Consider the following 22,078-nt stretch of genomic DNA (forward strand, 5'->3'; position numbering starts at 1 on the left):
CTCTGGCACGGCCCTTGCGTACCCGTCATTCAGGTTTTGCGCGAACACTGCCGCTGCGTGAACAGCATCCATCCACCTCAACCGCGCCACCCGAAAGTCCAATAGATCAAACAATAAAAAACAGAGAGGACTTATGACTTCCACCACACAGCTCAAACCCACACTCGGCACCCTGCATCTGTGGGGCATTGCCGTCGGCCTGGTGATTTCCGGCGAATACTTCGGCTGGAGTTACGGCTGGGGCACCGCCGGCACGCTCGGTTTTCTGGTCACGGCTTTAATGGTCGCGACGATGTACACCTGCTTCATCTTCAGCTTCACCGAATTGACCACCGCCATCCCACACGCTGGCGGGCCATTTGCCTACAGCCGTCGGGCATTCGGCGAAAAAGGCGGATTGATCGCCGGCATCGCCACGCTGATCGAATTTGTCTTTGCGCCCCCGGCAATTGCCATGGCCATCGGCGCCTATCTAAATGTGCAATACCCGGAGCTTGATCCGAAGATCGCCGCCGTCGGCGCGTACTTTGTGTTCATGACCCTGAACATCCTCGGCGTCAGCATCGCGGCGACATTCGAGTTGGTGGTCACCGTGCTCGCCGTCGCTGAGCTGCTGGTGTTCATGGGCGTGGTCGCGCCGGGCTTCAGCTTCAGCAATTTCGTGCTCAATGGCTGGTCGGGGGCCAACGAATTCACCCTGGGTTCGATTCCGGGGATCTTCGCGGCAATACCCTTCGCGATCTGGTTCTTCCTCGCCATCGAAGGCGCGGCCATGGCCGCCGAAGAGGCGAAAGACCCGAAACGCACGATTCCCAAGGCCTACGTCAGCGGCATTCTGACCCTGGTATTCCTCGCTATCGGCGTGATGGTCATGGCCGGCGGCGTTGGCGACTGGCGCCAACTGTCGAACATCAACGATCCGCTGCCGCAAGCGATGAAAGCCGTGGTCGGCAACAACTCGACGTGGATGCACATGCTGGTCTGGATCGGCCTGTTCGGTCTGGTGGCGAGTTTCCACGGGATCATTCTTGGCTACTCGCGGCAGTTCTTCGCCCTCGCCCGCGCCGGTTATCTGCCTAAAGGCCTGGCCAAGCTGTCGCGTTTCCAGACACCACATCGGGCGATTCTGGCCGGTGGCGTGATCGGTATTGCGGCGATTTACAGCGATGGTCTGGTCAATCTGCAAGGCATGACCCTGACCGCAGCGATGATCACCATGTCGGTGTTCGGCGCCATCGTGATGTACATCATCAGCATGCTCAGCCTGTTCAGACTGCGTAAGACCGAGCCGAATCTGGAGCGCACCTTCCGCGCGCCGGGCTATCCGGTGGTGCCGGCGATTGCGCTGTTTCTGGCGGTAGTGTGCCTGATCGCGATGGCGTGGTTCAACACGCTGATCGGCTGTGTGTTCCTTGGCTTTATGGCCGCCGGTTACCTGTATTTCCAGCTGACCGCCAAGCAACGCTCCGAAGCGCCGGCAGACGCTATGCTCGAAGGTATCTAGTTGCACCGGCACCGGGCCAAATACCTGGTGCCCGCATTATTGAAGTGCATACAACACCTGTAGGAGTGAGCCTGCTCGCGATCGCATCGACGCGGTATGACTGTTGTACCGAGTCGCCTGCATCGCGAGCAGGCTCACTCCTACATAAAGCAGATTGCAGCAATTATTGGAGGACACCGCCCCATGGCCGCATTCGCCCACTCCGTCGGCGCCCAGACCTATCGCTTCGACAGCCTCAAGGACGTCATGGCCAAGGCCAGCCCGGCACGCTCCGGGGACTTCCTCGCCGGCGTCGCTGCCCTCAATGATGGCGAGCGCGTAGCCGCGCAAATGGCCCTGGCCGACATTCCGCTGACGCATTTCCTGCAAGAAGCGCTGATTCCCTATGAGGCCGATGAAGTCACCCGGCTGATCATCGACACCCACAACAAACAAGCCTTCGCCGTGGTCAGCCATCTCACGGTTGGCGGTTTCCGCGACTGGCTGCTCAGCGACGCTGCCGACGAAACCAGCCTGCGCGCCCTCGCCCCCGGCCTGACCCCGGAAATGGTCGCCGCCGTGTCGAAGATCATGCGCGTGCAGGATCTGGTGCTGGTGGCGCAAAAGATTCGCGTGGTAACCAAGTTTCGCGGCACCCTCGGCCTGCGCGGACGCCTGTCGACACGCCTGCAACCCAATCATCCAACCGACGAGCCGTCCGGGATTGCCGCGAGCATTCTCGACGGCCTGCTCTACGGTAATGGCGACGCGATGATCGGCATCAACCCGGCCACCGACAGCATCGCCTCGATCTGCGCGATGCTGGAAATGCTCGACGCGATCATCCAGCGCTACGACATCCCGACCCAGGCCTGCGTGCTGACCCACGTCACCACCTCTATCGAGGCGATCAACCGTGGTGTGCCGCTGGATCTGGTATTCCAGTCAATTGCCGGCACCGAAGCGGCCAACGCCAGTTTCGGCATCAACCTGAATGTTTTGCAGGAAGGCTACGATGCCGGCCTGAGCCTGAATCGCGGCACCCTCGGGCAGAATCTGATGTATTTCGAAACCGGTCAAGGCAGTGCACTGTCAGCCAACGCCCATCACGGCGTCGACCAACAGACCTGCGAAACCCGGGCCTACGCCGTGGCGCGACATTTCAAGCCGTTTCTGGTGAATACAGTTGTAGGATTTATCGGCCCGGAATACCTCTACAACGGCAAACAGATCATCCGCGCCGGCCTCGAAGACCATTTCTGCGGCAAGCTGCTCGGTGTGCCGATGGGTTGCGACATTTGCTACACCAATCACGCCGAAGCCGATCAGGACGACATGGACACCTTGCTGACTTTGCTCGGTGTCGCTGGGATCAACTTCATCATGGGCATCCCCGGCTCCGACGACATCATGCTCAACTACCAGACCACTTCATTCCACGACGCGCTCTATGCCCGGCAGACTCTGGGCCTGAAACCGGCGCCGGAGTTCGAGCAGTGGCTGGCGAACATGGGCATCTTCACCCAAGCGGACGGCAAGGTCCGCTTCGGTAACAACTTGCCGCCGGCCTTCCGCCAGGCGCTGGCGCAACTGGGATGAGTCACATGGAAAAACCGCCCATCGACCCACAGAACCCTTGGCTGGAACTGCGCCGTCTGACCCCGGCACGGATCGCCCTTGGCCGCACTGGCACCAGTCTGCCGACCAACGCGCAACTGGATTTTCAGTTTGCCCACGCGCAGGCACGCGATGCCGTGCACTTGCCGTTCGATCACGCCGGGCTCAGCGCGCAACTGACTGAACGTGGCCGTGAAAGCCTGTTGCTGCACAGCGCCGCTGCGGATCGAAACAGTTATCTGCAACGCCCGGATCTGGGCCGCAAGCTCAGCGATGAATCGGCGCAGGCCTTGCGTGACTACGCAACGGCGCATCCGGGCGGTGTCGATCTGGCGATTGTCGTGGCGGATGGCCTGTCGGCGCTGGCGGTGCATCGGCATACCTTGCCGTTTCTCACGCGACTGGAAGAACAGATGAGCGCTGACGGCTGGTCGATGGCGCCCATTGTCCTGGTGGAACAGGGCCGCGTTGCCGTCGGTGATGAGATCGGCCAACTGCTCGGCGCAAAAATGCTGGTGATGTTGATCGGCGAACGCCCAGGCCTCAGTTCACCAGACAGCCTCGGTTTATATTTCACCTACAATCCAAAGATCGGCCTGACCGACGCCTACCGCAACTGCATTTCCAATGTACGGCTCGAAGGCTTGAGCTACGGCATGGCGGCGCACCGCTTGCTTTATCTGATGCGCGAAGCCTGTCGGCGACAGTTGTCGGGGGTCAACCTGAAGGACGAAGCACAGGTTCAGACGCTGGAATCGGACGCTGGTGTAGACATGAAAGGTAATTTCCTACTCGATCCGCCCACAACCTGAACCGTTTCCGCATTGCGTTTCTGCGCCGGTTTCAGGCAGGATCGATGCACGGCCGCACGGGTTTCCCATCGCCGTCAGAGCAGTTGAAGACAGCCACTTGAAGACGAGACCTATCATGCGGATTATTCAAGCGACCCTCGAACATCTGGATTTGTTGACCCCGTTGTTCGTCAAATATCGCGAGTTCTACGGTTCCCTGCCTTACCCGGATTCCTCCCGCGCATTCCTCGAAAAACGTCTGCGCCGCAAGGAATCGGTGATCTACCTGGCGCTGGCCGATGATGACGACAAGAAGCTGATGGGTTTTTGTCAGCTCTATCCAAGCTTCTCTTCGCTGTCGCTCAAACGCGTGTGGATCCTCAACGACATCTATGTCGCCGAAGATGCCCGCCGCCAACTGGTCGCCGACAACCTGATCCGCACCGCAAAAAAAATGGCCAAGGAAACCCAGGCCGTGCGCATGCGTGTTTCCACCAGCGCCGACAACGAAGTGGCGCAGAAAACCTACGAATCCATCGGGTTCAAGGAAGACACCGAGTTCAAGAACTACGTGTTGCCGATCAGCGAAGAGCTCTGACTGCAAATGCAACGTGTGATGAGGGAGCCCGCTCCCTCAGCCACGCTCAATACATCCTGACAATTGTTCACACCCCGACATCCCCCGCTACAAAACCAACGCGCTTTTCATCCTTCAGACCGTATAATCCCGATCTTTCCGGCTTGTAAGAAAAACTACACCCCGCTGTAGGCTTACACGAAGTCATCCGCACAGGCCTGCCGAGTCGGGCCGTCAAACAGGTGCCCCCATGGATTTCAACCCGCTCGACCTTATCCTGCATCTCGACGTCTATCTCGATTTGCTGGTGAACAACTATGGGCCATGGATCTACGCCATCCTGTTTCTGGTGATCTTCTGTGAAACCGGCCTTGTGGTGATGCCGTTCCTGCCGGGTGATTCGTTGCTGTTCATTGCCGGTGCCGTTGCGGCTGGCGGTGGCATGGACCCGGTGCTGTTGGGCGGCTTGCTGATGCTCGCGGCGATCCTTGGTGACAGCACCAACTACGTGATCGGACGAACGGCTGGCGAGAAACTGTTCAGCAACCCGAACTCGAAAATCTTCCGTCGCGATTACCTGCAGAAAACCCACGATTTCTATGACAAGCATGGCGGCAAGACCGTAACGCTGGCGCGCTTCCTGCCGATCATCCGTACCTTTGCGCCGTTCGTCGCCGGCGTAGCGAAGATGCCATACCCGCGCTTCTTCGGTTTCAGCGTACTGGGCACCATCCTTTGGGTCGGCGGTCTGGTCACACTGGGCTACTTCTTCGGCAACGTACCGTTCATCAAGAAAAACCTGTCATTGCTGGTGGTGGCGATCATTCTGTTGTCGCTGGTGCCGATGATCCTCGGTGTGGTTCGCAGCCGTTTCGGCGGCACCAAAGCGCAATCGCACTAAGCCGATGTGGTCGCTGAGCGCCTGGCGTCGCCGGCGCATTCTGGCGAAGCACCCGATTGCTGACGACATGTGGCAACGGGTGCGCCATCACCTGAGCTTTCTTGACGGCATCAGTGCAGCCGAAGACCAGTGGTTGCGCGAAGCCTGCGTGCTGTTCATCGAGGACAAACACCTGAGCGCCCTGCCCGGCGTCGAACTGCATCAGGAACAACGCCTGCTGCTCGCCGCCCAGGCACAATTACCACTGCTCAATCTGGGCGATCTGAACTGGTATCAGGGTTTCCATGAGATCGTGCTCTACCCGGACGACTTCCTCAGCCCGCAACGTCATCGTGACGCCAGCGGTGTCGAGCACGAATGGGACGGCGAACACAGCGGCGAAGCCTGGCAGCAGGGGCCGATCATCCTCGCCTGGCCCGGCGTCATGGCCAGTGGTGGCTGGGAAGGCTACAACCTGGTCATTCACGAACTGGCGCACAAGCTCGACATGCTCAACGGTGACGCCAACGGCCTGCCGCCGCTGCATGCCGACATGCGTGTCAGCGACTGGGCAGACGTTATGCAAAAGGCCTATGACGACCTCAATCGCCAACTCGACCATGACCCGGACGCCGAAACCGCCATCGATCCCTACGCCGCCGAGAACCCGGCCGAGTTCTTTGCGGTCACCAGCGAGTATTTCTTCAGCGCCCCGGATCTGCTGCACGAGGCTTATCCACAGGTGTATGCGCAGTTGCAGCTTTTCTACCGCCAGGATCCGTTGAGCCGGTTGCGGCAACTTCAGGCCACAGACCCGGTCTATCAGGCGCACGACTAAGCTCTGCACGACTTTCGGCACATGGCGTCGACGGCAGAATATGCCTATAATCGCCGCCACTTTTTGGTCAATCCGGCCAAGTGTTTTTGGTCAACTACGGGGGCAACGCCCAATGAGCTACAGCAAGATTCCGGCTGGCAAAGACCTGCCGAACGACATCTACGTCGCGATCGAGATCCCGGCCAACCACGCGCCGATCAAATACGAAATCGACAAAGACAGCGATTGCCTGTTCGTTGACCGTTTCATGGCCACCCCAATGTTCTACCCGGCCAACTACGGTTACATCCCGAACACCCTGGCTGACGACGGTGATCCCCTCGACGTGCTGGTTGTGACCCCTTACCCGGTTGCGCCAGGCTCGGTGATCCGCGCGCGTCCAGTCGGCATCCTGAACATGACCGACGACGGCGGCGGCGATGCCAAAGTCATCGCAGTGCCACACGACAAGCTGTCCCAGCTGTACGTCGATGTGAAGGAATACACCGACCTGCCGCCGCTGCTGATCCAGCAGATCGAGCACTTCTTCGCGAACTACAAAGATCTCGAAAAAGGCAAATGGGTCAAGATCGAAGGCTGGGCCGGTGCTGACGCCGCCCGCGAAGCGATCACCAAGTCGGTTGCCGCCTACAAAGGCTAAGCACCTGCGCTGCGCGTGAGGCTTGAAGAAAACCCCGGTTGATCCGGGGTTTTTTGTGCTCGGCAAAAGCCGTCTTAAACAGAGTGTTTATTACGGACTACAGAAAAGTTTTAGCCTGTGTAATTTCCCACAAGACCGTCTTACATCCCGTCGCAAAATTCAGCCCGTTTTTGAACGTCCGGTTTATTCAAACCGCTCTGGCACGGCCGTAGACTCCGTGTTTATGAGAAAGAACACTAGCGGTCCAAGATTCAAGGCACTCCTGGAAGCTGCGAACATCTCGACGACGGGTTTCGCAAAGTTCTGGGGCACGGAAGCCCAAAATGTCCACAACTGGTACACCCGGGGCGTCCCGGCGTATCGCATGGAAGAAGTCTCACGCCTGCTGTCCGTCAACAGCGAATGGCTGAAAACCGGCCAAGGCACAAAAGAGCTGCCGAGCCTGACTCCACCTGCCAGCAACGGCGACAGCTTTGACGCCCACGATCCACAGGGCGCCTACCGATTCATCCATCCCAACGACATCGAACTGGCCTTCTTCAAAGAAACACCGCAAACCAACGGCTCCGACAAAACCCACGTTATCCAGGACCCGGACCTCTCCATCCGCCTGCTGCGTGCACACGTTGATCAACTGGAGATCCGCCCCGCCGACGCTATCTGCGCACACATGATCGGCAACAGCATGGCCGAGCGCATCGAGGACGGCTCCGTTGTCGCCATCGATCGCGGCCTGACCCAAGTCGTCGACGGCGAGATCTACGCCATCGAACACGACGGTATGCTGCGCATCAAATACCTGCACCGCATGCCCGGCAACGGCCTGCGCCTGCGCAGCCACAACAGCGCCGAATACCCGGACGAAGTGTTCCGCCCAGCGCAGATCGAGGAGCAACGGATTCATATATTGGGCTGGGTGTTCTGGTGGTCGACGGTGAGCAAGCGGCGGCCGGTGGTGCCGTTTCTCTGACTTGATGCAGTTTTTCGAGTTCGCACTGAACCTGTGGGAGCGAGCCTGCTCGCGAAGAGGCCCGGACAATCGGTACAAATCCCGGATTTCTGGCGCTGAAGTCGCTCTAACTCGCACTTCAGACTGGGAATCCCAAGCAAAACTCAGTATCCTGCGCCCCACATTTGCGCATCGACCCGCCCCGCGGCTCAGACAGCGCCCGACGCGGCAGACCAACGTCTGACCAAGTCCCACAGCCGGACGCAGATCCGGATGTACGTTTTGAAGGCTGGCAAGGCTTACCAAAAATAGGCCAAGCCAGTCCCCGAGAAGCCGGCCACAAGCCGGCTTTTTAATGCCTGAAAGACACACAGAACAAGGGCTTGATATAAAGCACCATCTTTGACCCACACTTTGACCCACACCCAAGCAATGGGTTGTTCACTTGCTCCAAGGACTCAGCGTCTACGACACAAGAAATCTGTGTCGACCCATGCTCTCGTGCGGAATTACTTCAGCTTAATTCCAACGCATTCCTACGATCACCTGCTTGCATGCGGCTTTAGACGGTTCGGACCATCCTCCGTCGTGCTTGTCTCACCACAGCAAGTCGTATCCAACTGTTGATGTAGAGGTAATCCGCCGCGCTTTCTCGATTGCACTGGCATGGCGATATCGGTAACCCTATCCGCTTGTCAGGACAACATGGAAAATCAAATGAATGAATCTCAACGCCAGGCCCGGTTAATGAGAGCTCAAACGCTGATTATCGAGGCAATCGACGCCACGGAAGCACGCACGCGCACCGCGTATTTGCACGGTTACCTTGATGGACTATTAGTAGAGGGGCATATATCGGTATCTAATGCGCAAAGCCTAAAGACAGTAGCCACTGAGTACCGTGACATGCGGCTCACTGCCCTGGGTGCCGCGCCTGTGCCAAACCCACCTCAGGGTGAGGATTACGGCCGCCCCTACACTGCTGACCAAGAGGCCAGCATGACCTGGTGGAATATTCTTACGGTTGTCGAGCGACAGCATTGGATGGCGGAAGCGCGTAACACTGGACTGGTAGCAGACGCCTGGGCCGCCTACAAACGCGCTCACGATTAACCAACCGCAAATGCCACTGCATCTTCAGCCCGCCATTGTCGCTGGCTTTGACAGTGACAGGATGCGAGTTTCACGCGCCTGCAAGCTACCTATCTCTCTAAGGGCAATCCATGACCGACATGAGCGTTCACACAGGGTAGCTACGCAGCTTATCAGCGCAAATCCCGAAGAGATCGTTGACGGTGAATCGGGATTGCCCGCTCTGCACTACATCACACTCGTTTCGTGATCGGGGAGATTCCGCTACATACCTCTGAAGCTTGACTGCACCTCTTTGCAGTACCAGACCGTGGTTGTAGCGTCCGCGAAACTGAAAAAACGGTAAGGAACATTGATGTTTGGATCAAGAACGCGCTACTCCGCTGCTCAGTTTTTAGGACTTCAGGAGGTATCGGTTATCCGTGCACTGCTAGGCAAAAACGGTGTCGATACTTCGTGGATGCATCCCGCAACCATGATGGAAAACCTAATCCACGTCACCACCAGCAGCGACGATAGAACGCTGATGTCGATGCTGGATGAAATCACTCGAACCCAAAAGGATCTTCGTTCACGTGTAAGTCCCAAGGAGCGCTTTGATGAACGGTTCAATGATCTGCAAAAATGCCTGCTCCTCGATGGTTTCGTGATTGAGAACAAGCAGCTTCGAACCCTCGACCCTTCAATCAGGGACGCCCCTCCTATTGATGACGAGCTCATCGCAGCACTGCATCACTCAGGCCTTACACAGGGTCCTGCGGTTATCCAAAAGATCAACGACTCTACTGATGCGTTTAAGCGGCCGAATCCCGATTTCAATGCATCTCTCACAAATGCTCGAGTGGCTTTGGAGACGCTCGCGGGCAATATCGCACAGTTGAGAATTCATGGCATGCAACCACAGCCAAATCTGGACACAACGTCTTGGGGAAGTATTTTGTCTTGTCTGCGTGCGATTGATTTCATCACTGTTGAGGAAGAAAAGGGTTTGGCAGGGGTGTTTAGGTTCCTCAGTCCTGGCGCCCATCGACCTATAGGTTTACCTCAAGATCAAATGACACGCCTGGGTCGGACTTTAGCTCTGAACATGTGCTGGTTCTTGGTCAAGCTCCATCAGCCTAGCGCTGACACAACATCGCGAAATCCAGTGGTGCAGGGGTTTGGAGGAAACGCCGGTTTCTAGAAGTAAAATATCGCGGTTTTACACCTACACCGAAGATCTCGGTGAAGGCCTGACAAAGTACTAGAACAACGCCCTGCTCTGTCAGTGATCGGTTCAAGGAGAAACAACCCTGGTGATTTACTTTAAAGAACGCGTCGACACGATAGCAGGCGATGCTATCTGGATGGGTTTACCTAAGGACCTTCAAGACGTTCCGAAACTTGTCACTGAGAAGACAGGGATCGAGGTTGATATTTTGCCCCTTGAAGCCTGCTCAGTACCTTTGTTCAGGATAGAGAAGGCAGCGGCGGCGCTGGATATCGACGGTGATGCTCAGCGAATAACGGTTTGGTGCGATCCTGAGAAAATTACTGCTTTCACCCTGGGCCATGAACTGATTCACCTGCGCAGATATGTTCTAGAGGGCACCCCTGTGATGGCGCCGTTTCGGTGCGGCCCTAGGGAGACCAGCCTGATTCTTATGGTGGAAAACGAACTAGAGCACCTGCTGATAATTCCAGAAGAAATTAAGCGATTTACAGACTCGGAAGACTGGTGGTCTAAGCATTACAGCGAGCTTGTAGACACAATTGTTGCGAGGCCAAAACCAAGCATTTTGGAACTGATTTTTACCTGGACGCAACTCCGAAGCTCTTTGCCAAGCCAAATGGAAATCGCTAGGAAGCTTGGTGCCCACCTCCAGTCGCTGGGCCCTGAATTCGTTAGAACCGTTGACCATATTCGGTGTAACGCGATGGAGTCTCTCCCCGACAAAGTGAGGCTTTTAACGCTCTTCAGCGGCGAACTGAAAGAAATCTCACAATGCGTTGCCATTGGCCGCTGGGAGATGTCAGGAGGCCGTCTGGAGTTTTCGTACAAGATGGCAGCCGGCTTACGCCTGAGCTGACCAGAAGGTAATTCTCCCCGAGATGCCTCATATACCGGATAATCAGTGTTTGCTTCGCTCCGCCATGGTGGAAGCCTTGCTTGAGTTCATGCCAAAGGATCGGAAAGAATTTCAACAACTAATACCTGGCTATCTCCGTACGAGAACCAATCCGGCGGAAGGCAAATACATAGATGACGTGCTCACTTTGATTAGTGAGCACGAAAAATTTGAAGTCCCTGCAATGCGGGGGCCGTTGGAGCAGTAAATGACGGATATCACCACCCTCCGCGAGGCACTGCTCGCGGCGGTGCCTACCGATGGCAATACCATTGGCAACCAATCACTACTAGAACGTCTGCACGGACAGTTTCCGCAGATGACCGAAGAGGAGTTTTGGAGTGTTCGCGATGGATTGATCGATAAAGGCGTGCTGGCCAAGGGGCGTGGCCGTGGCGGTGCGGTGAAGCGCGTGCAACAGCCGGGTGGCAGCGCGGTGAGTCTGGCCGAGCAGGCATTGAGCAAGGCGCGGGAGCGTTTCGATCTGGCCCAGCTCGAAGATGTCTCGGTAGCGCATGTTATTGAGACGATCAAGAAGCCCAAGGTTCAGGCCAGCATGAGCCTGCAAGACCTGGAGAAAACGCTCTGGGCTACAGCCGATAAAATGCGCGCTAACATGGATGCCGCCGAGTACAAGCATATTGTCCTCGGGTTGATCTTTCTCAAGTACATCTCCGACAGTTTTGCTGGTCGCCGCAGTGAACTGGAAAGGAAATTTACCAACGAAAGCGACGACTACTACCTGGGAGCGGGCGCCTCCGAACTTCTTGATGAAGAACTTGAAGACCGGGACTACTACCGCGAAGTCAACGCCTTTTGGGTGCCTGAAGTTGCTCGCTGGGAGTCGATCCGCGCTGCCGCCAAGCAGGTTGATATCGGCAAGCGCATTGATGATGCCCTGACCGCGATTGAGGCGGAAAACCCCAAACTAAAGAACATCCTCGATAAGCGCTATGCCCGTGCCCAGCTTCCGGACGGTAAGCTCGGCGAGCTGGTCGATCTAATCTCTACCATTGGCTTTGGTAGTGATGCTAACAATGCGCGCGATCTACTCGGCCAAGTCTACGAATACTTCCTTGGCCAATTCGCCAGCGCTGAGGGCAAGAAAGGCGGGCAGTTCTATACCCCAGCCAGCATCGTCAAAACGCTGGTCGCTGTGCTTAACCCGCATCACGGCAAGGTCTACGACCCATGCTGCGGCTCCGGCGGTATGTTCGTTCAGTCTGAAAGATTCATCGAAGCCCATGGCGGCAGATTGGGCGACGTTTCTATTTATGGCCAGGAGTCCAACCCCACTACCTGGCGGTTGGCTGCGATGAACCTAGCGATTCGCGGTATTGACTTCAATTTAGGTAAAGAGCCGACTGATACTTTTATCCGCAACCAGCACTCGGACCTACGCGCAGACTTTGTACTTGCCAACCCGCCGTTCAATATCAGCGATTGGTGGCATGGCAGCCTAGAGGGCGATCCGCGCTGGGTCTACGGTACTCCGCCGCAAGGCAACGCTAACTATGCCTGGCTGCAACATATGCTCTATCACCTCAAACCCAACGGCCGTGCGGGTATCGTACTCGCGAATGGATCGATGAGTTCCAACCAAAACAGTGAAGGCGATATACGTCGCAGCATGGTAGAGGCTGACGTGGTAGAGGTGATGGTTGCGTTACCTGGGCAGCTGTTCTTCAACACGCCGATCCCGGCCTGCCTGTGGTTTCTGACAAAACAAAAATTTACCCGTCCCGGTGAAGTGCTGTTTATCGATGCACGCAAGCTCGGCAGCAACGTCAGCCGCGTGCAGATCGAGCTGCTCAACAGCGACATCGAACGTATCGCACAGACCGTTGCCAATTGGCGCGGTGAGCCGCTGGATGTTGGGGGCGAGATCTCTGAGTACCTCGACATCCCAGGCTTCAGTCGCAGCGTAACTCTTGCTGAAATCGCCGAGCACGGACATGTTCTTACCCCTGGCCGCTATGTCGGCGCCGAAGCGGTGAAGGATGACAACGAAGCATTTGCTGAAAAGATGCAGAACCTCAGCGCACAGCTGGGCGAGCAAATGGCCAAAGGGGCGGAACTTGATCAGTTGATACGCCAGAAGCTTGGGGAGCTAGGCTATGAGTTCTGAAAATCCTACGTATCAGGTTCTTCGGAGCAAAGTACCGGCAAGCTGGGATGTATGTTCTTTGTCCAGCGTAACTGATTTTCAGGAGGGGCCTGGCATTCTCGCCAAGGACTTTCACCAAAGCGGGGTTCCTCTGTTACGGTTGCGTAACATTGAAACTCCAACGGTTAGACTCGAAGGCTGTAATTTTCTTGATCCTGAGAAAGTTGCAAAGAAGTGGGCTCACTTCGCTTTACGCAAAAACGATCTCCTCATTAGTACAAGCGCATCACTTGGGCGGGTGAGTGCCGTTGATGAAAATTCGGTAGGCGCGATTGCCTATACAGGGATCATCAGGTTTCGCTCATCTGATCCGAAGAAATTGGATCTTGGTTACTTACGTGCCTTCTTATCATCGGCTGCTTTTGTCGAGCAAGCAGAGCAAATGGCAACGGGAAGTGTCATTCGACATTTTGGCCCGAGCCACCTCAAGCAAATGTCCATTGCTCTCCCTAATCTCACAGAGCAGCGGCGAATTGCTGAAATATCGGATGCGCTCGACGATCGCATTGCCCTGCTGCGCAAAACCAACGCCACTCTGGAAGCCATCGCCCAGGCGCTGTTCAAATCTTGGTTTGTCAATTTCGACCCCGTACACGCTAAGTCCGCAGGGTTTAAGCCAGAATGCATGGACGCAGCAACCGCAGCGCTGTTTCCCGACAGCTTTGAAGAATCCGAGCTAGGATTGGTGCCAAGGGGGTGGCAGATCTGCTCAATACTAGATATCGCAGATCTATTAAGCGGAGGCACTCCAAAGACTGATCGCGCCGAATTTTGGGGGGGGGAAATTTCGTGGGCTAGCGCGAAGGATGTCTCTCAAACGCCTAACTCAATTCTGACGAGTACTGATCGCACTATCACAGCCCTTGGGCTTCAAAAAAGCTCTACAAGAATGATTCCGGCATTGAGCACTGTGGTTGTAGCGCGAGGTGCTACTACGGGGCGCATGGTTATGTTCGGTAAGGCAATGGCTATGAATCAAACTTGTTATGCATTGGAATCCAAAGCCGGAACACCAGTTGCCCTCTATCTACTATTGAAGAAAGAAATTGATGCGCTTACGCAGAAAGCGCATGGGTCTGTATTCGACACAATTACGACGAGTACCTTTTCCGCTTCAAAAACGTTGCAGATTCCTGATGCCTTATTGTCTTGCTTCGAGAGCGTTGCTGGCCCTTTATTCCATCGCATCCTCATGGGCACCCAACAAACCAAGACCCTTACCCAACTTCGCGACACCCTACTGCCTCGCCTGATTTCTGGCCAATTGCGCCTAGTAGAGGCGGAAGCTGACGTCGAAAACGCATTATCAAAGTGTGGCTGAATATTAACTATTGAGTGATTTCCCCAGAACACTGGGCGGCAAACTACCGAGCATCGCCGAGATCGAGACAGAGCTGGCCGGCGAAATAGACACAGGAAGTGAACTGGAATGACCGAAGACCAGCTTGAAAAAGATGCCCTCGGATGGCTAAGTGAGTTGGGATACTCACATGTTTACGGGCCGACTATTGCCTATGATGGCGACAGCCCTGAGCGCGACAACTACCGTCAGGTCATCCTGGTCGAGCGACTACGCAGTGCTATCGCCAGATTAAACCCCAAAGTGCCTCTGACAGCGCGTGAAGACGCATTAAAGCAGGTGCTGGAGTTGGGCGTCCCTGTGCAAATGTCGGCCAATCGAGTGTTTCATCGGCTGCTTGTCAGCGGCGTACCTGTGCAATATCAGAAAGAAGGCGAAACGCGAGGTGACTTCGTTCGCTTGATCGATTGGGCTGAGGTAAAGGCCAACGACTGGGTCGCGATCAATCAATTCAGCATCCAGGGTCCTAAGCATACCCGACGGCCGGACATTATTTTGTTCGTTAACGGGTTGCCGCTTGTGTTGCTGGAGTTGAAAAACCCCGCCGACATGAATGCCAATCTGTGGCAAGCGTTCAAGCAACTTCAGACCTATAAGGAGCAGATCCCTGACCTGTTCCAGTATAACGAAATTCTGGTGATTACCGACGGCAGTGAAGCTCGCATGGGATCGCTGTCTGCGGATACTGAACGGTTTATGAACTGGCGAACCATTGACGGTCTGGGCCTAGACCCGTTGGGGCAGTTCAACGAGCTGGAGACTATGATTCGTGGTTTATTGGCTCCTGAGATGCTGCTCGACTACCTGCGTTATTTCGTATTGTTCGAGGACGATGGTCATCTGATAAAAAAGATCGCCGGATATCACCAGTTTCATGCTGTGCGGGCGGCAATCCAACAGGTCGTCAGCGCATCGCGTCCTGGCGGGACCCACAAAGGTGGCGTCGTATGGCATACGCAGGGGTCTGGCAAAAGCATCACCATGACTTGTTTCGCCGCTCGGGTGATGCAGGAAGCGGCGATGGAAAACCCCACCATTTTGGTGATCACTGACCGCAATGATCTTGACGGTCAGCTATTCGGAGTATTTTCACTTTCTCAAGATCTACTCCGCGAGCAGCCGGTTCAAGTAGAGTCCCGCGGTGACTTGCGTACCAAACTGGCTAATCGACCAAGTGGCGGTATCGTGTTTGCCACTATCCAGAAATTCATGCCAGGGGTTGATGAAGACAGCTTTCCGGTATTGTCCCTGCGCCACAATATCGTAGTCATCGCCGACGAAGCCCACCGCACTCAATATGGATTCAACGCCGAACTAAAAGCGCCCAATGGACTTCAGGTAGCCGAAAGTAGGACTCGCTACCAAGTGGGCTACGCCCAGCACTTGCGTGATGCGCTGCCGAACGCCACGTTTGTTGCGTTTACCGGCACTCCTGTATCTAGCGAAGATCGTGATACTCGCTCGGTGTTTGGTGAGTATATCCACGTGTACGATATGCAGCAGGCCAAGGAAGATGGCTCCACCGTCGCTATCTATTTTGAGTCACGCTTGGCGAAGTTGTCGCTGAAGGCCAGCGAACTTCCGAACATTGACGATCAAGTCGATGAGTTATCCGAAGATGAAGAAGAGGATCAGCAATCACGCTTGAAGAGCCGCTGGACAGCATTGGAAAAAGTAGTCGGTTCTGAACCCCGTATTAGAAGTGTGGCAAAAGACTTGGTTGCTCACTTTGAAGAGCGTAATCAGGCGCAGGACGGTAAGGCCATGATCGTGGCAATGAGCCGAGAGATTTGTGTTCACTTATATAACGAAATCGTGGCGTTACGCCCGGACTGGCATAACGAAGATCCGGAGAAGGGCACGATCAAAGTCGTGATGACCGGCAGTGCCTCAGACAAGGTATTGCTACGCCCGCATATTTATCCTGGCCAGATGAAAAAGCGGCTGGAGAAGCGCTTTAAGAACCCCAACGACCCTCTCCAGTTGGTGATCGTTCGTGACATGTGGCTGACCGGCTTCGACGCGCCCTGCGTGCACACACTTTACGTAGACAAACCCATGAAAGGTCATAACCTGATGCAGGCTATCGCTCGCGTCAATCGGGTTTTCAAGGACAAACAGGGTGGTTTGGTTGTCGATTACATTGGCATCGCCAACGAGCTAAAGGCCGCACTCAAGGAATACACTGCAAGCAAAGGCAAAGGCCGTCCTACGGTTGATGCATATGAGGTCTACTCAATATTGGAAGAAAAGCTCGACCTGCTCCGTAGCTTCCTTCACGGGTTTGATTACAGCAGCTTTCTAATTGGAGGCCACAAGCTTTTGGCGGGCGCCGCGAACCATGTGCTGAGTCTCAAAGACGGGAAGAAGCGATTTGCTGATGCAGCACTAGCGATGAGCAAGGCATTCTCTTTGTGCTGCACCCTCGACAACGCCAAAGCTGTACGCGAGGAAGTTGCTTTCCTTCAGGCGATCAAAGTGATTTTGATCAAGCGTGACGTAAGTCTGAAGAAAAAGACCGATGAAGAGCGTGAGCTGGCGATCCGTCAGATCATCGGTAACGCGGTAGTTTCCGGCGAAGTGGTGGATGTGTTCCAAGCGGTGGGGTTGGATAAACCAAATATAGGTTTGTTGGATGACAACTTTCTCGCCGAAGTCCGGAACCTGCCAGAAAGAAACTTGGCGGTCGAGTTGCTTGAGCGCTTACTTGAGGGCGAGATCAAGAGCCGCTTCAGCACCAACCTGACGCAGGAGAAAAAATTCTCTGAATTGCTCGATAGCGTTATCAAGCGCTACCAGAATCGCTCCATCGAAACCGCGCAGGTCATCGAAGAGCTCATTGAAATGGCCAAAAAATTCGCATCGGCCAGCAAACGCGGAAATGAGCTCGGCCTGAATAATGACGAATTGGCGTTCTATGATGCCTTGGCGAATAACGAGTCTTCGGTGCGCGAGTTAGGCGACGAAATTCTGGCCAAAATCGCCCATGAGTTGACCGATAGCCTTCGAAAAAGCGTCACGGTGGACTGGAGTAACCGAGAAAGCGTTCGGGCTAGACTTCGACTGCTGGTTAAACGAATCTTGCGTAAATATAAATATCCTCCGGATCAGCAAGAGGAAGCGACCAAGTTGATTCTGGCGCAGGCAGAAGCGCTTTGTGAGACGTGGATGTAACGGGGGTGAAAGGGTGTTAATACGAAGAGGCTAATTAGTAGGCGCGACCTGTAGCTTTGACCAAAGTAGGTGGCGACATGCAGGAGATGATCCAGTGTTCGCACAAAAACGGGGCCGAGATCAGCCAGCGTAGCTTGCGCCGAAGCATTGGAATTGGTCGGGCAACTTGAACCTGCGTCAGGATGTTTGCAACGTGCTCGAAGCCAGTAACCCTCGGGTGTACATGTTAGGCAGCACCAATTCAATTGGGTATTAATAGGTCGAGCCATTCCGTAGACGGGCTGTCAGGTGATGATACGGCCGAGTAAAGTTTAATAAATGAACAAAGTCTCTAACTCTTGCGGGGTTCCAAGATCACCAAGCTCTTTTTGGCGATTGCTGAAAATACTTCAGTGGTTCTGGAACCGAACCACATCTCGCTCTATTTTCTCCTCAATAGCCTGACGCACGAAATCAAGAACGGTTGCTGACTTACCCGAGTGAAGACTGGAATTGCGAACGCGAGTCTTACCCGGTGTCCCAAGGCGATGTGGTCGATTACATCGGACGAAATACTCAGTCGGGCCAACGACTGGAGTAATAAGCGGATTCAGCGCTACTTGGAGCGCCTTTATTAGGAGGATTGGGAGTAAGAGCCATCCATAGCGCTTCACTCAGTCCAGAATCTCTCGACGAATCTTGTCCAGCTCTCGAAGCTCTTCGGCCAGCTCTCGTAGCAGCGGCCTCATCCCGCCCGTCCAGGCATTGCGCGATGCAGCAGCCTTACCCTCGGCGCTGCTTGGTCCGCTGCTTCGCTCCCATGGTCGCCATTGCCGGATCAGCTCCGCCTGCCGTGCCCGTCGCTCGGGTGTCCAGCCGTTCGCCATGCTCAACCTCCAATAGTTCGTTCTGCGCTTTTTTGGTTTTCCGCGTGCGCGCGGGCTTCTCTTGAACACCATTGTTGACCTGGACCTGATTGCCGATATTCGCCTGCTTCACGAAAGCGATCTGCTTGGGAGCTTTGAGTTCGCCCAGGGTCTGCAAGGTAGCCCTGGCCTGGTTCTGGGCCTTGAGCGCCAGACGCATGTAGGACTCCAAGCCGCCCATGTGTTTGGCCGACAGCGCCCGACTTGCGAGATGCGTGAACAGAGCGTCCAAAGTGTGTGCCTGCGCCACCAGCATTTCTTCTGCTCGGGTCATGTCACCGCGGGTAATAGCAGCCGACTGCCGAAAAAGTTCGGAGACAACCTCGATAACCGGCGTCTTGCCGAGCAGGTTACTGCTGACAAGCAATGCGGCGCTCAGGAACTCCGGAGTCAGGTAATTGCGGGCGTTGATCTGGTCCTCATTTTCCTCAATGGCTAACTTCACTGTCGAGGCGTCGCTCATTCGCTCATCTCCATCGGAGTGTTGTTATAACGCTGGCGCAGCGCTTCCCCTATTGCACAGTAACGAACAGTCGGTGCGTGACAGGCATCGCAGCGCATCAGATGGCCGATGTACAAGTCGCGGGACTGGTGCCATTCAGGTGAGGCCGTTGCAGCAGTGCGGATGAGATGTTGCGGCTCGTGCTGCTGCGCTACTGGCGCGATCTGCGGATCGTTGGCAACTCAATTCGGCCAGCAGGTCAGCGCGGTGATCGCTCAGGTACTGGCGGTGCTCGTCGGTGATACGCGATGCTGGGGTCACGCGCAGTCGCTTGCCCTCCAGCTCGACGACCAGGCCAGCCTGGCGCAAATAGTCCAGGGCGGCCATGACTAGAAGTACTCCGCTGTGTTGTCTTCGTGCTGTACCGCCTTTTGATCCGCTACAACGCTACAAGCCTCGGAACTACTGGCTTTCAGCGTGTTTTGCTTCGCTACAGACGTGACCTGTGTAGCGTTCGAAAAGTCGCTCAAAGCCTTATGGTTGTTGGGCTGTAGCGTTGTAGCGGTAGCCGCGGGGGTAGTGCCGGGAAGGTAGCGCGTCCATACGTCTTCGAAGTCGCTACGCTCGAAGCCTTTTTTTACAGCTACCCCAATACGCACGTCTTTCGACTTAACGCCAAAACCCTCAACGCGACCGGTGAGCTGACGGCGAGTCATAGGGCGGCCACGATTCCAGGTTGCCCAAGGCGCTTCCTCATCAGCCAACAAAAAAGCGAGAAGGTCTTCTCCGAACATCTTGAGCGCATGCTTTTCCGTGAAAGCGGTGCGAATGTCGTTCAACAGTTCGGCATCTGCGCTCGGAGCTTCCTCCTCCAGACCGTGAAGCGTGATCGCAGACTGTCGAGCAAGGCGCAACCAGTCACCACCAGCGACTTCCGCAATCTTCAGAAGCGGTTCCCAGCAATCATTGGCCCGGTCGTTCAAGCCTTCGATCTCTGCCGGCCTGGCGATACGTACTGCATCCCGGTTGTCGATGGCGAAACGGGCCAACTTACCCGCCAAGGTTGCGAAGTGATGCGCATCGGCGTGGCGAATCTTCACCGTGCGCTCCCCCGGCAGTTTGCGACGCAGGCGAAGCGGAATACTGCGATCAGCGAGAGTGTCGGCAATTTTACCGATGCCACACAGCGCCTTCGCACCCCAAACGTTAAAGCGGGTTGGCATGTGATCGTCGCCCACACACCGAATTACGTAAGCCGTGTCACGGGTGAAGCCGGCATTCAGGATACCTCGCGCTTCTTCATGTGCGGCAAGGAAGGCATCCACCTCGTCAAGCATCAAGGACGGCGTCCACAGCTCCAAGGCACGGAACAGCGCAGCCGGGGCGATGTTGGAAACTGCCAACGGACGATAGACCAGCCGTGCCAACACACCCAGCATCACCGTCTTCCCGCAACGCTTTTCCGGGGCGGTGATGTTAGCGATGGGCGCCACGTCCACCACGTCGATAAACCAAGTGAAGGCAACCCACAGCGCAGCGGCATGGATTGTCGTCGGATCGGCAATGACGTGGTCACGGATGGCAATCGCCACTTCGTGCAAGAGTGCGGCGCCGTCCACCGAGTCGGGCCAAAACATCACCTCGGGGAAGAGCTCGGCGTTGCCGGTTTCTTTGGGACTGCTGGTGCTAGTCAACTTATCCAGGTCGGCCATGCTCACGACACCACAATCCTTGATGGCCTGCCGGTAACGCGCCCAACGCGCCGGATCGGTATCGCGTACTTGACGAAGAGGCGCCAGCACCTCAGCTTCAAACACGGCACCGGGATCGTGCTTAAGCTTCGAGATGGCGTTTGCGATAGGGTCGGGCGCAGGCAATGCCTCGGGCACCAGCGGGCTTACGTTGGATGCGCTCATGCGTTGGCCTTCCGCCATTGGTGCAGATCGTTGAAGTCGGAAAGCTCCAGTGGCTCGTCACCAGACCAGGGCGGGAAGATCAGCCCACAGCCCAGCGTTGCAGCGGCCATGGTGGCGGCAGTCCTGCCTGGGTTGCCTTCGGTCTGGCGGTCGTCGTCGCCGGCGACGATAAGCACGGCGTCTGAGTGTTGGCGCTGCAGTCGCTGGCCAACGCCCAAGAGGTTGCCAGCATTCATTGCACACGCCACGGCGGCCCCAGTTTCGGCATGAATGGTGGCGCCAGTAGCCCAGCCTTCGCAGTAGTACAGCGGCTGGCCAGCGGTGATGATGCCCAAAGGCGAATAGCAGCCTTTGAACATGCCGCCACGCAGGAAACTTTTACCTCCGTTCGGATAAATACGTTGGAGGCTAACCAACTGGCGATTCAGGCACAGCGGAACCAACAACACGTCGCCACGCTGGCGCAGGATGTATGGCTTAGTACCCTTGCGGGTCAGATAGGGATGATCGGGATCAGCCGGTGCGCCAGCATTCCACAAGCGCATAGCTTCGACGGTGGCCGCCCGTTGGCGCTTACGCAGCTCCCCCTCTCGCAGCTGCCGGGCCTGCTTGAAGCGCTGGGCGATCATCTGTGCCTCAAGATGATTGAAGGGCTTACGGCTGCGCCATTTGTATACACCCCCGGCCTTCCAGCTACCGAAACAGCCCGCAGCGATGCGATCGACAAACAGCACATACCAGCCGTTCGTACTGCCAGGCTTATCACCGGGGACATGGAAGCGATGGATACTGCCATCTGGTACCGGAAGGCAATCAAGCGGGCCATAAAAAGCTTGCATGGCATCAAGAAACAATAGGGAGTGGCCGTTTTTCATTATTGGCACTCCAACTGCTGGGAAATCCAGGCTTCGATCTCCAGCGAGTCCCAGCCAACAACATGTGCGCCAGCAATGCGGCGGGCCTTCGGAAAGCGGCCCTCCTTCATCAAATTATAGATTTTGGAACGCCCCAAACCCGTTGCAAATTTCACAGTAGGGAGTCGCCAGATCATGCGCTGTTGGCGCAGGGTGGCGGTCTGTTGGCGTATTGTTGGTTGGTTGCTGCCATCGTCGTTTCCTCTAAGGATTCACCCAGCTCGG

At 55.8% G+C, this 22,078-nt stretch carries 19 protein-coding genes; 14 read left to right on the forward strand and 5 right to left on the reverse strand.

Annotation, left to right across the window (positions count from 1 at the left end):
• Positions 1 to 133: 133 nt before the first annotated feature.
• The 14 genes from eat (at position 134) to FGA82_RS07390 (ending at position 17,676) form a co-directional block, all read left to right on the forward strand.
• Positions 134 to 1,504 (forward strand): ethanolamine permease, encoded by a 1,371-nt coding sequence (eat, locus tag FGA82_RS07315; protein ID WP_141126569.1) that lies wholly within the window; start codon positions 134 to 136, stop codon positions 1,502 to 1,504.
• A gap of 183 nt (positions 1,505 to 1,687) precedes the next feature.
• Positions 1,688 to 3,082 carry an ethanolamine ammonia-lyase subunit EutB gene (locus FGA82_RS07325; protein ID WP_141126571.1) on the forward strand — a complete coding sequence of 465 codons (1,395 nt, stop codon included), beginning with the start codon at positions 1,688 to 1,690 and terminating at the stop codon, positions 3,080 to 3,082.
• Positions 3,079 to 3,912, forward strand: a complete 834-nt coding sequence (gene eutC, locus FGA82_RS07330; RefSeq protein ID WP_432767136.1) for an ethanolamine ammonia-lyase subunit EutC — start codon at positions 3,079 to 3,081, stop codon at positions 3,910 to 3,912. The genes FGA82_RS07325 and eutC overlap by 4 nt, the downstream gene beginning before the upstream one ends.
• Before the next feature lie 115 nt (positions 3,913 to 4,027).
• Complete coding sequence (locus tag FGA82_RS07335; protein WP_074691599.1) at positions 4,028 to 4,489, forward strand: GNAT family N-acetyltransferase; 462 nt, start codon at positions 4,028 to 4,030, stop codon at positions 4,487 to 4,489.
• Between the two features lie 229 nt (positions 4,490 to 4,718).
• Positions 4,719 to 5,369, forward strand: a complete 651-nt coding sequence (locus FGA82_RS07340; protein ID WP_007910892.1) for a DedA family protein — start codon at positions 4,719 to 4,721, stop codon at positions 5,367 to 5,369.
• A gap of 4 nt (positions 5,370 to 5,373) precedes the next feature.
• On the forward strand, positions 5,374 to 6,186 hold the full coding sequence (locus tag FGA82_RS07345) for a zinc-dependent peptidase (RefSeq protein ID WP_141126644.1): 813 nt from the start codon (positions 5,374 to 5,376) through the stop codon (positions 6,184 to 6,186).
• 112 nt (positions 6,187 to 6,298) lie between these two features.
• A complete protein-coding gene (ppa, locus tag FGA82_RS07350; protein WP_003205933.1) occupies positions 6,299 to 6,826 on the forward strand; it encodes an inorganic diphosphatase in 528 nt (175 codons plus the stop codon).
• A gap of 223 nt (positions 6,827 to 7,049) precedes the next feature.
• The gene (locus FGA82_RS07355) at positions 7,050 to 7,796 is read left to right on the forward strand and encodes a S24 family peptidase (RefSeq protein WP_141126573.1); all 747 of its coding nucleotides are present in this window, start codon (positions 7,050 to 7,052) and stop codon (positions 7,794 to 7,796) included.
• 696 nt (positions 7,797 to 8,492) lie between these two features.
• Positions 8,493 to 8,888: a hypothetical protein gene (locus FGA82_RS07360; RefSeq protein ID WP_141126574.1), complete on the forward strand. Its 396-nt coding sequence runs from the start codon at positions 8,493 to 8,495 to the stop codon at positions 8,886 to 8,888.
• A gap of 334 nt (positions 8,889 to 9,222) precedes the next feature.
• Complete coding sequence (locus FGA82_RS07365) at positions 9,223 to 10,050, forward strand: hypothetical protein (RefSeq protein ID WP_212760531.1); 828 nt, start codon at positions 9,223 to 9,225, stop codon at positions 10,048 to 10,050.
• 112 nt (positions 10,051 to 10,162) lie between these two features.
• Positions 10,163 to 10,936, forward strand: a complete 774-nt coding sequence (locus FGA82_RS07370) for a hypothetical protein (RefSeq protein ID WP_141126575.1) — start codon at positions 10,163 to 10,165, stop codon at positions 10,934 to 10,936.
• A gap of 247 nt (positions 10,937 to 11,183) precedes the next feature.
• Entirely contained in the window at positions 11,184 to 13,103 is a 1,920-nt protein-coding gene (locus tag FGA82_RS07375) for a type I restriction-modification system subunit M (RefSeq protein ID WP_141126576.1), read from the forward strand.
• Positions 13,093 to 14,463: a restriction endonuclease subunit S gene (locus FGA82_RS07380; protein WP_141126577.1), complete on the forward strand. Its 1,371-nt coding sequence runs from the start codon at positions 13,093 to 13,095 to the stop codon at positions 14,461 to 14,463. The genes FGA82_RS07375 and FGA82_RS07380 overlap by 11 nt, the downstream gene beginning before the upstream one ends.
• 108 nt (positions 14,464 to 14,571) lie before the next feature.
• On the forward strand, positions 14,572 to 17,676 hold the full coding sequence (locus tag FGA82_RS07390; RefSeq protein ID WP_141126578.1) for a type I restriction endonuclease subunit R: 3,105 nt from the start codon (positions 14,572 to 14,574) through the stop codon (positions 17,674 to 17,676).
• A gap of 762 nt (positions 17,677 to 18,438) precedes the next feature.
• On the opposite strand, the gene FGA82_RS32400 is transcribed toward FGA82_RS07390, so the two are convergent.
• The 5 genes from FGA82_RS32400 to FGA82_RS07420 all read right to left on the reverse strand — a co-directional run bounded on the left by FGA82_RS32400 (position 18,439) and on the right by FGA82_RS07420 (position 21,990).
• Entirely contained in the window at positions 18,439 to 19,044 is a 606-nt protein-coding gene (locus tag FGA82_RS32400) for a hypothetical protein (RefSeq protein ID WP_249384225.1), read from the reverse strand.
• A gap of 135 nt (positions 19,045 to 19,179) precedes the next feature.
• Positions 19,180 to 19,410: a hypothetical protein gene (locus FGA82_RS07405; protein ID WP_141126579.1), complete on the reverse strand. Its 231-nt coding sequence runs from the start codon at positions 19,408 to 19,410 to the stop codon at positions 19,180 to 19,182.
• Between the two features lie 2 nt (positions 19,411 to 19,412).
• The gene (locus tag FGA82_RS07410; protein ID WP_141126580.1) at positions 19,413 to 20,939 is read right to left on the reverse strand and encodes a DUF3631 domain-containing protein; all 1,527 of its coding nucleotides are present in this window, start codon (positions 20,937 to 20,939) and stop codon (positions 19,413 to 19,415) included.
• Positions 20,936 to 21,814, reverse strand: coding sequence for a toprim domain-containing protein (locus tag FGA82_RS07415; protein WP_141126581.1), 879 nt, complete (start codon positions 21,812 to 21,814; stop codon positions 20,936 to 20,938). The genes FGA82_RS07410 and FGA82_RS07415 overlap by 4 nt, the downstream gene beginning before the upstream one ends.
• Positions 21,814 to 21,990: an AlpA family phage regulatory protein gene (locus FGA82_RS07420; protein WP_141126582.1), complete on the reverse strand. Its 177-nt coding sequence runs from the start codon at positions 21,988 to 21,990 to the stop codon at positions 21,814 to 21,816. Before FGA82_RS07420 ends, FGA82_RS07415 begins: the two co-directional genes overlap by 1 nt.
• Between the last annotated feature and the right edge of the window lie 88 nt (positions 21,991 to 22,078).

Source organism: Pseudomonas fluorescens (genome assembly GCF_005938625.1).
GTDB classification, from domain to species: Bacteria; Pseudomonadota; Gammaproteobacteria; order Pseudomonadales; family Pseudomonadaceae; genus Aquipseudomonas; species Aquipseudomonas fluorescens_BD.

Coding starts and splice junctions, on each gene's coding strand:
- FGA82_RS07380 (WP_141126577.1), top strand. CDS start 13,093: ATGAGTTCTGAAAATCCTACGTATCAGGTTCTTCGGAGCAAAGTACCG.
- FGA82_RS07405 (WP_141126579.1), bottom strand. CDS start 19,410: ATGGCCGCCCTGGACTATTTGCGCCAGGCTGGCCTGGTCGTCGAGCTG.
- FGA82_RS07390 (WP_141126578.1), top strand. CDS start 14,572: ATGACCGAAGACCAGCTTGAAAAAGATGCCCTCGGATGGCTAAGTGAG.
- FGA82_RS07335 (WP_074691599.1), top strand. CDS start 4,028: ATGCGGATTATTCAAGCGACCCTCGAACATCTGGATTTGTTGACCCCG.
- ppa (WP_003205933.1), top strand. CDS start 6,299: ATGAGCTACAGCAAGATTCCGGCTGGCAAAGACCTGCCGAACGACATC.
- eat (WP_141126569.1), top strand. CDS start 134: ATGACTTCCACCACACAGCTCAAACCCACACTCGGCACCCTGCATCTG.
- FGA82_RS07415 (WP_141126581.1), bottom strand. CDS start 21,814: ATGAAAAACGGCCACTCCCTATTGTTTCTTGATGCCATGCAAGCTTTT.
- FGA82_RS07365 (WP_212760531.1), top strand. CDS start 9,223: ATGTTTGGATCAAGAACGCGCTACTCCGCTGCTCAGTTTTTAGGACTT.
- FGA82_RS07420 (WP_141126582.1), bottom strand. CDS start 21,990: ATGATCTGGCGACTCCCTACTGTGAAATTTGCAACGGGTTTGGGGCGT.
- FGA82_RS07325 (WP_141126571.1), top strand. CDS start 1,688: ATGGCCGCATTCGCCCACTCCGTCGGCGCCCAGACCTATCGCTTCGAC.
- FGA82_RS07375 (WP_141126576.1), top strand. CDS start 11,184: ATGACGGATATCACCACCCTCCGCGAGGCACTGCTCGCGGCGGTGCCT.
- FGA82_RS07410 (WP_141126580.1), bottom strand. CDS start 20,939: ATGAGCGCATCCAACGTAAGCCCGCTGGTGCCCGAGGCATTGCCTGCG.
- FGA82_RS07345 (WP_141126644.1), top strand. CDS start 5,374: ATGTGGTCGCTGAGCGCCTGGCGTCGCCGGCGCATTCTGGCGAAGCAC.
- eutC (WP_432767136.1), top strand. CDS start 3,079: ATGAGTCACATGGAAAAACCGCCCATCGACCCACAGAACCCTTGGCTG.
- FGA82_RS07340 (WP_007910892.1), top strand. CDS start 4,719: ATGGATTTCAACCCGCTCGACCTTATCCTGCATCTCGACGTCTATCTC.
- FGA82_RS32400 (WP_249384225.1), bottom strand. CDS start 19,044: ATGAGCGACGCCTCGACAGTGAAGTTAGCCATTGAGGAAAATGAGGAC.
- FGA82_RS07355 (WP_141126573.1), top strand. CDS start 7,050: ATGAGAAAGAACACTAGCGGTCCAAGATTCAAGGCACTCCTGGAAGCT.
- FGA82_RS07360 (WP_141126574.1), top strand. CDS start 8,493: ATGAATGAATCTCAACGCCAGGCCCGGTTAATGAGAGCTCAAACGCTG.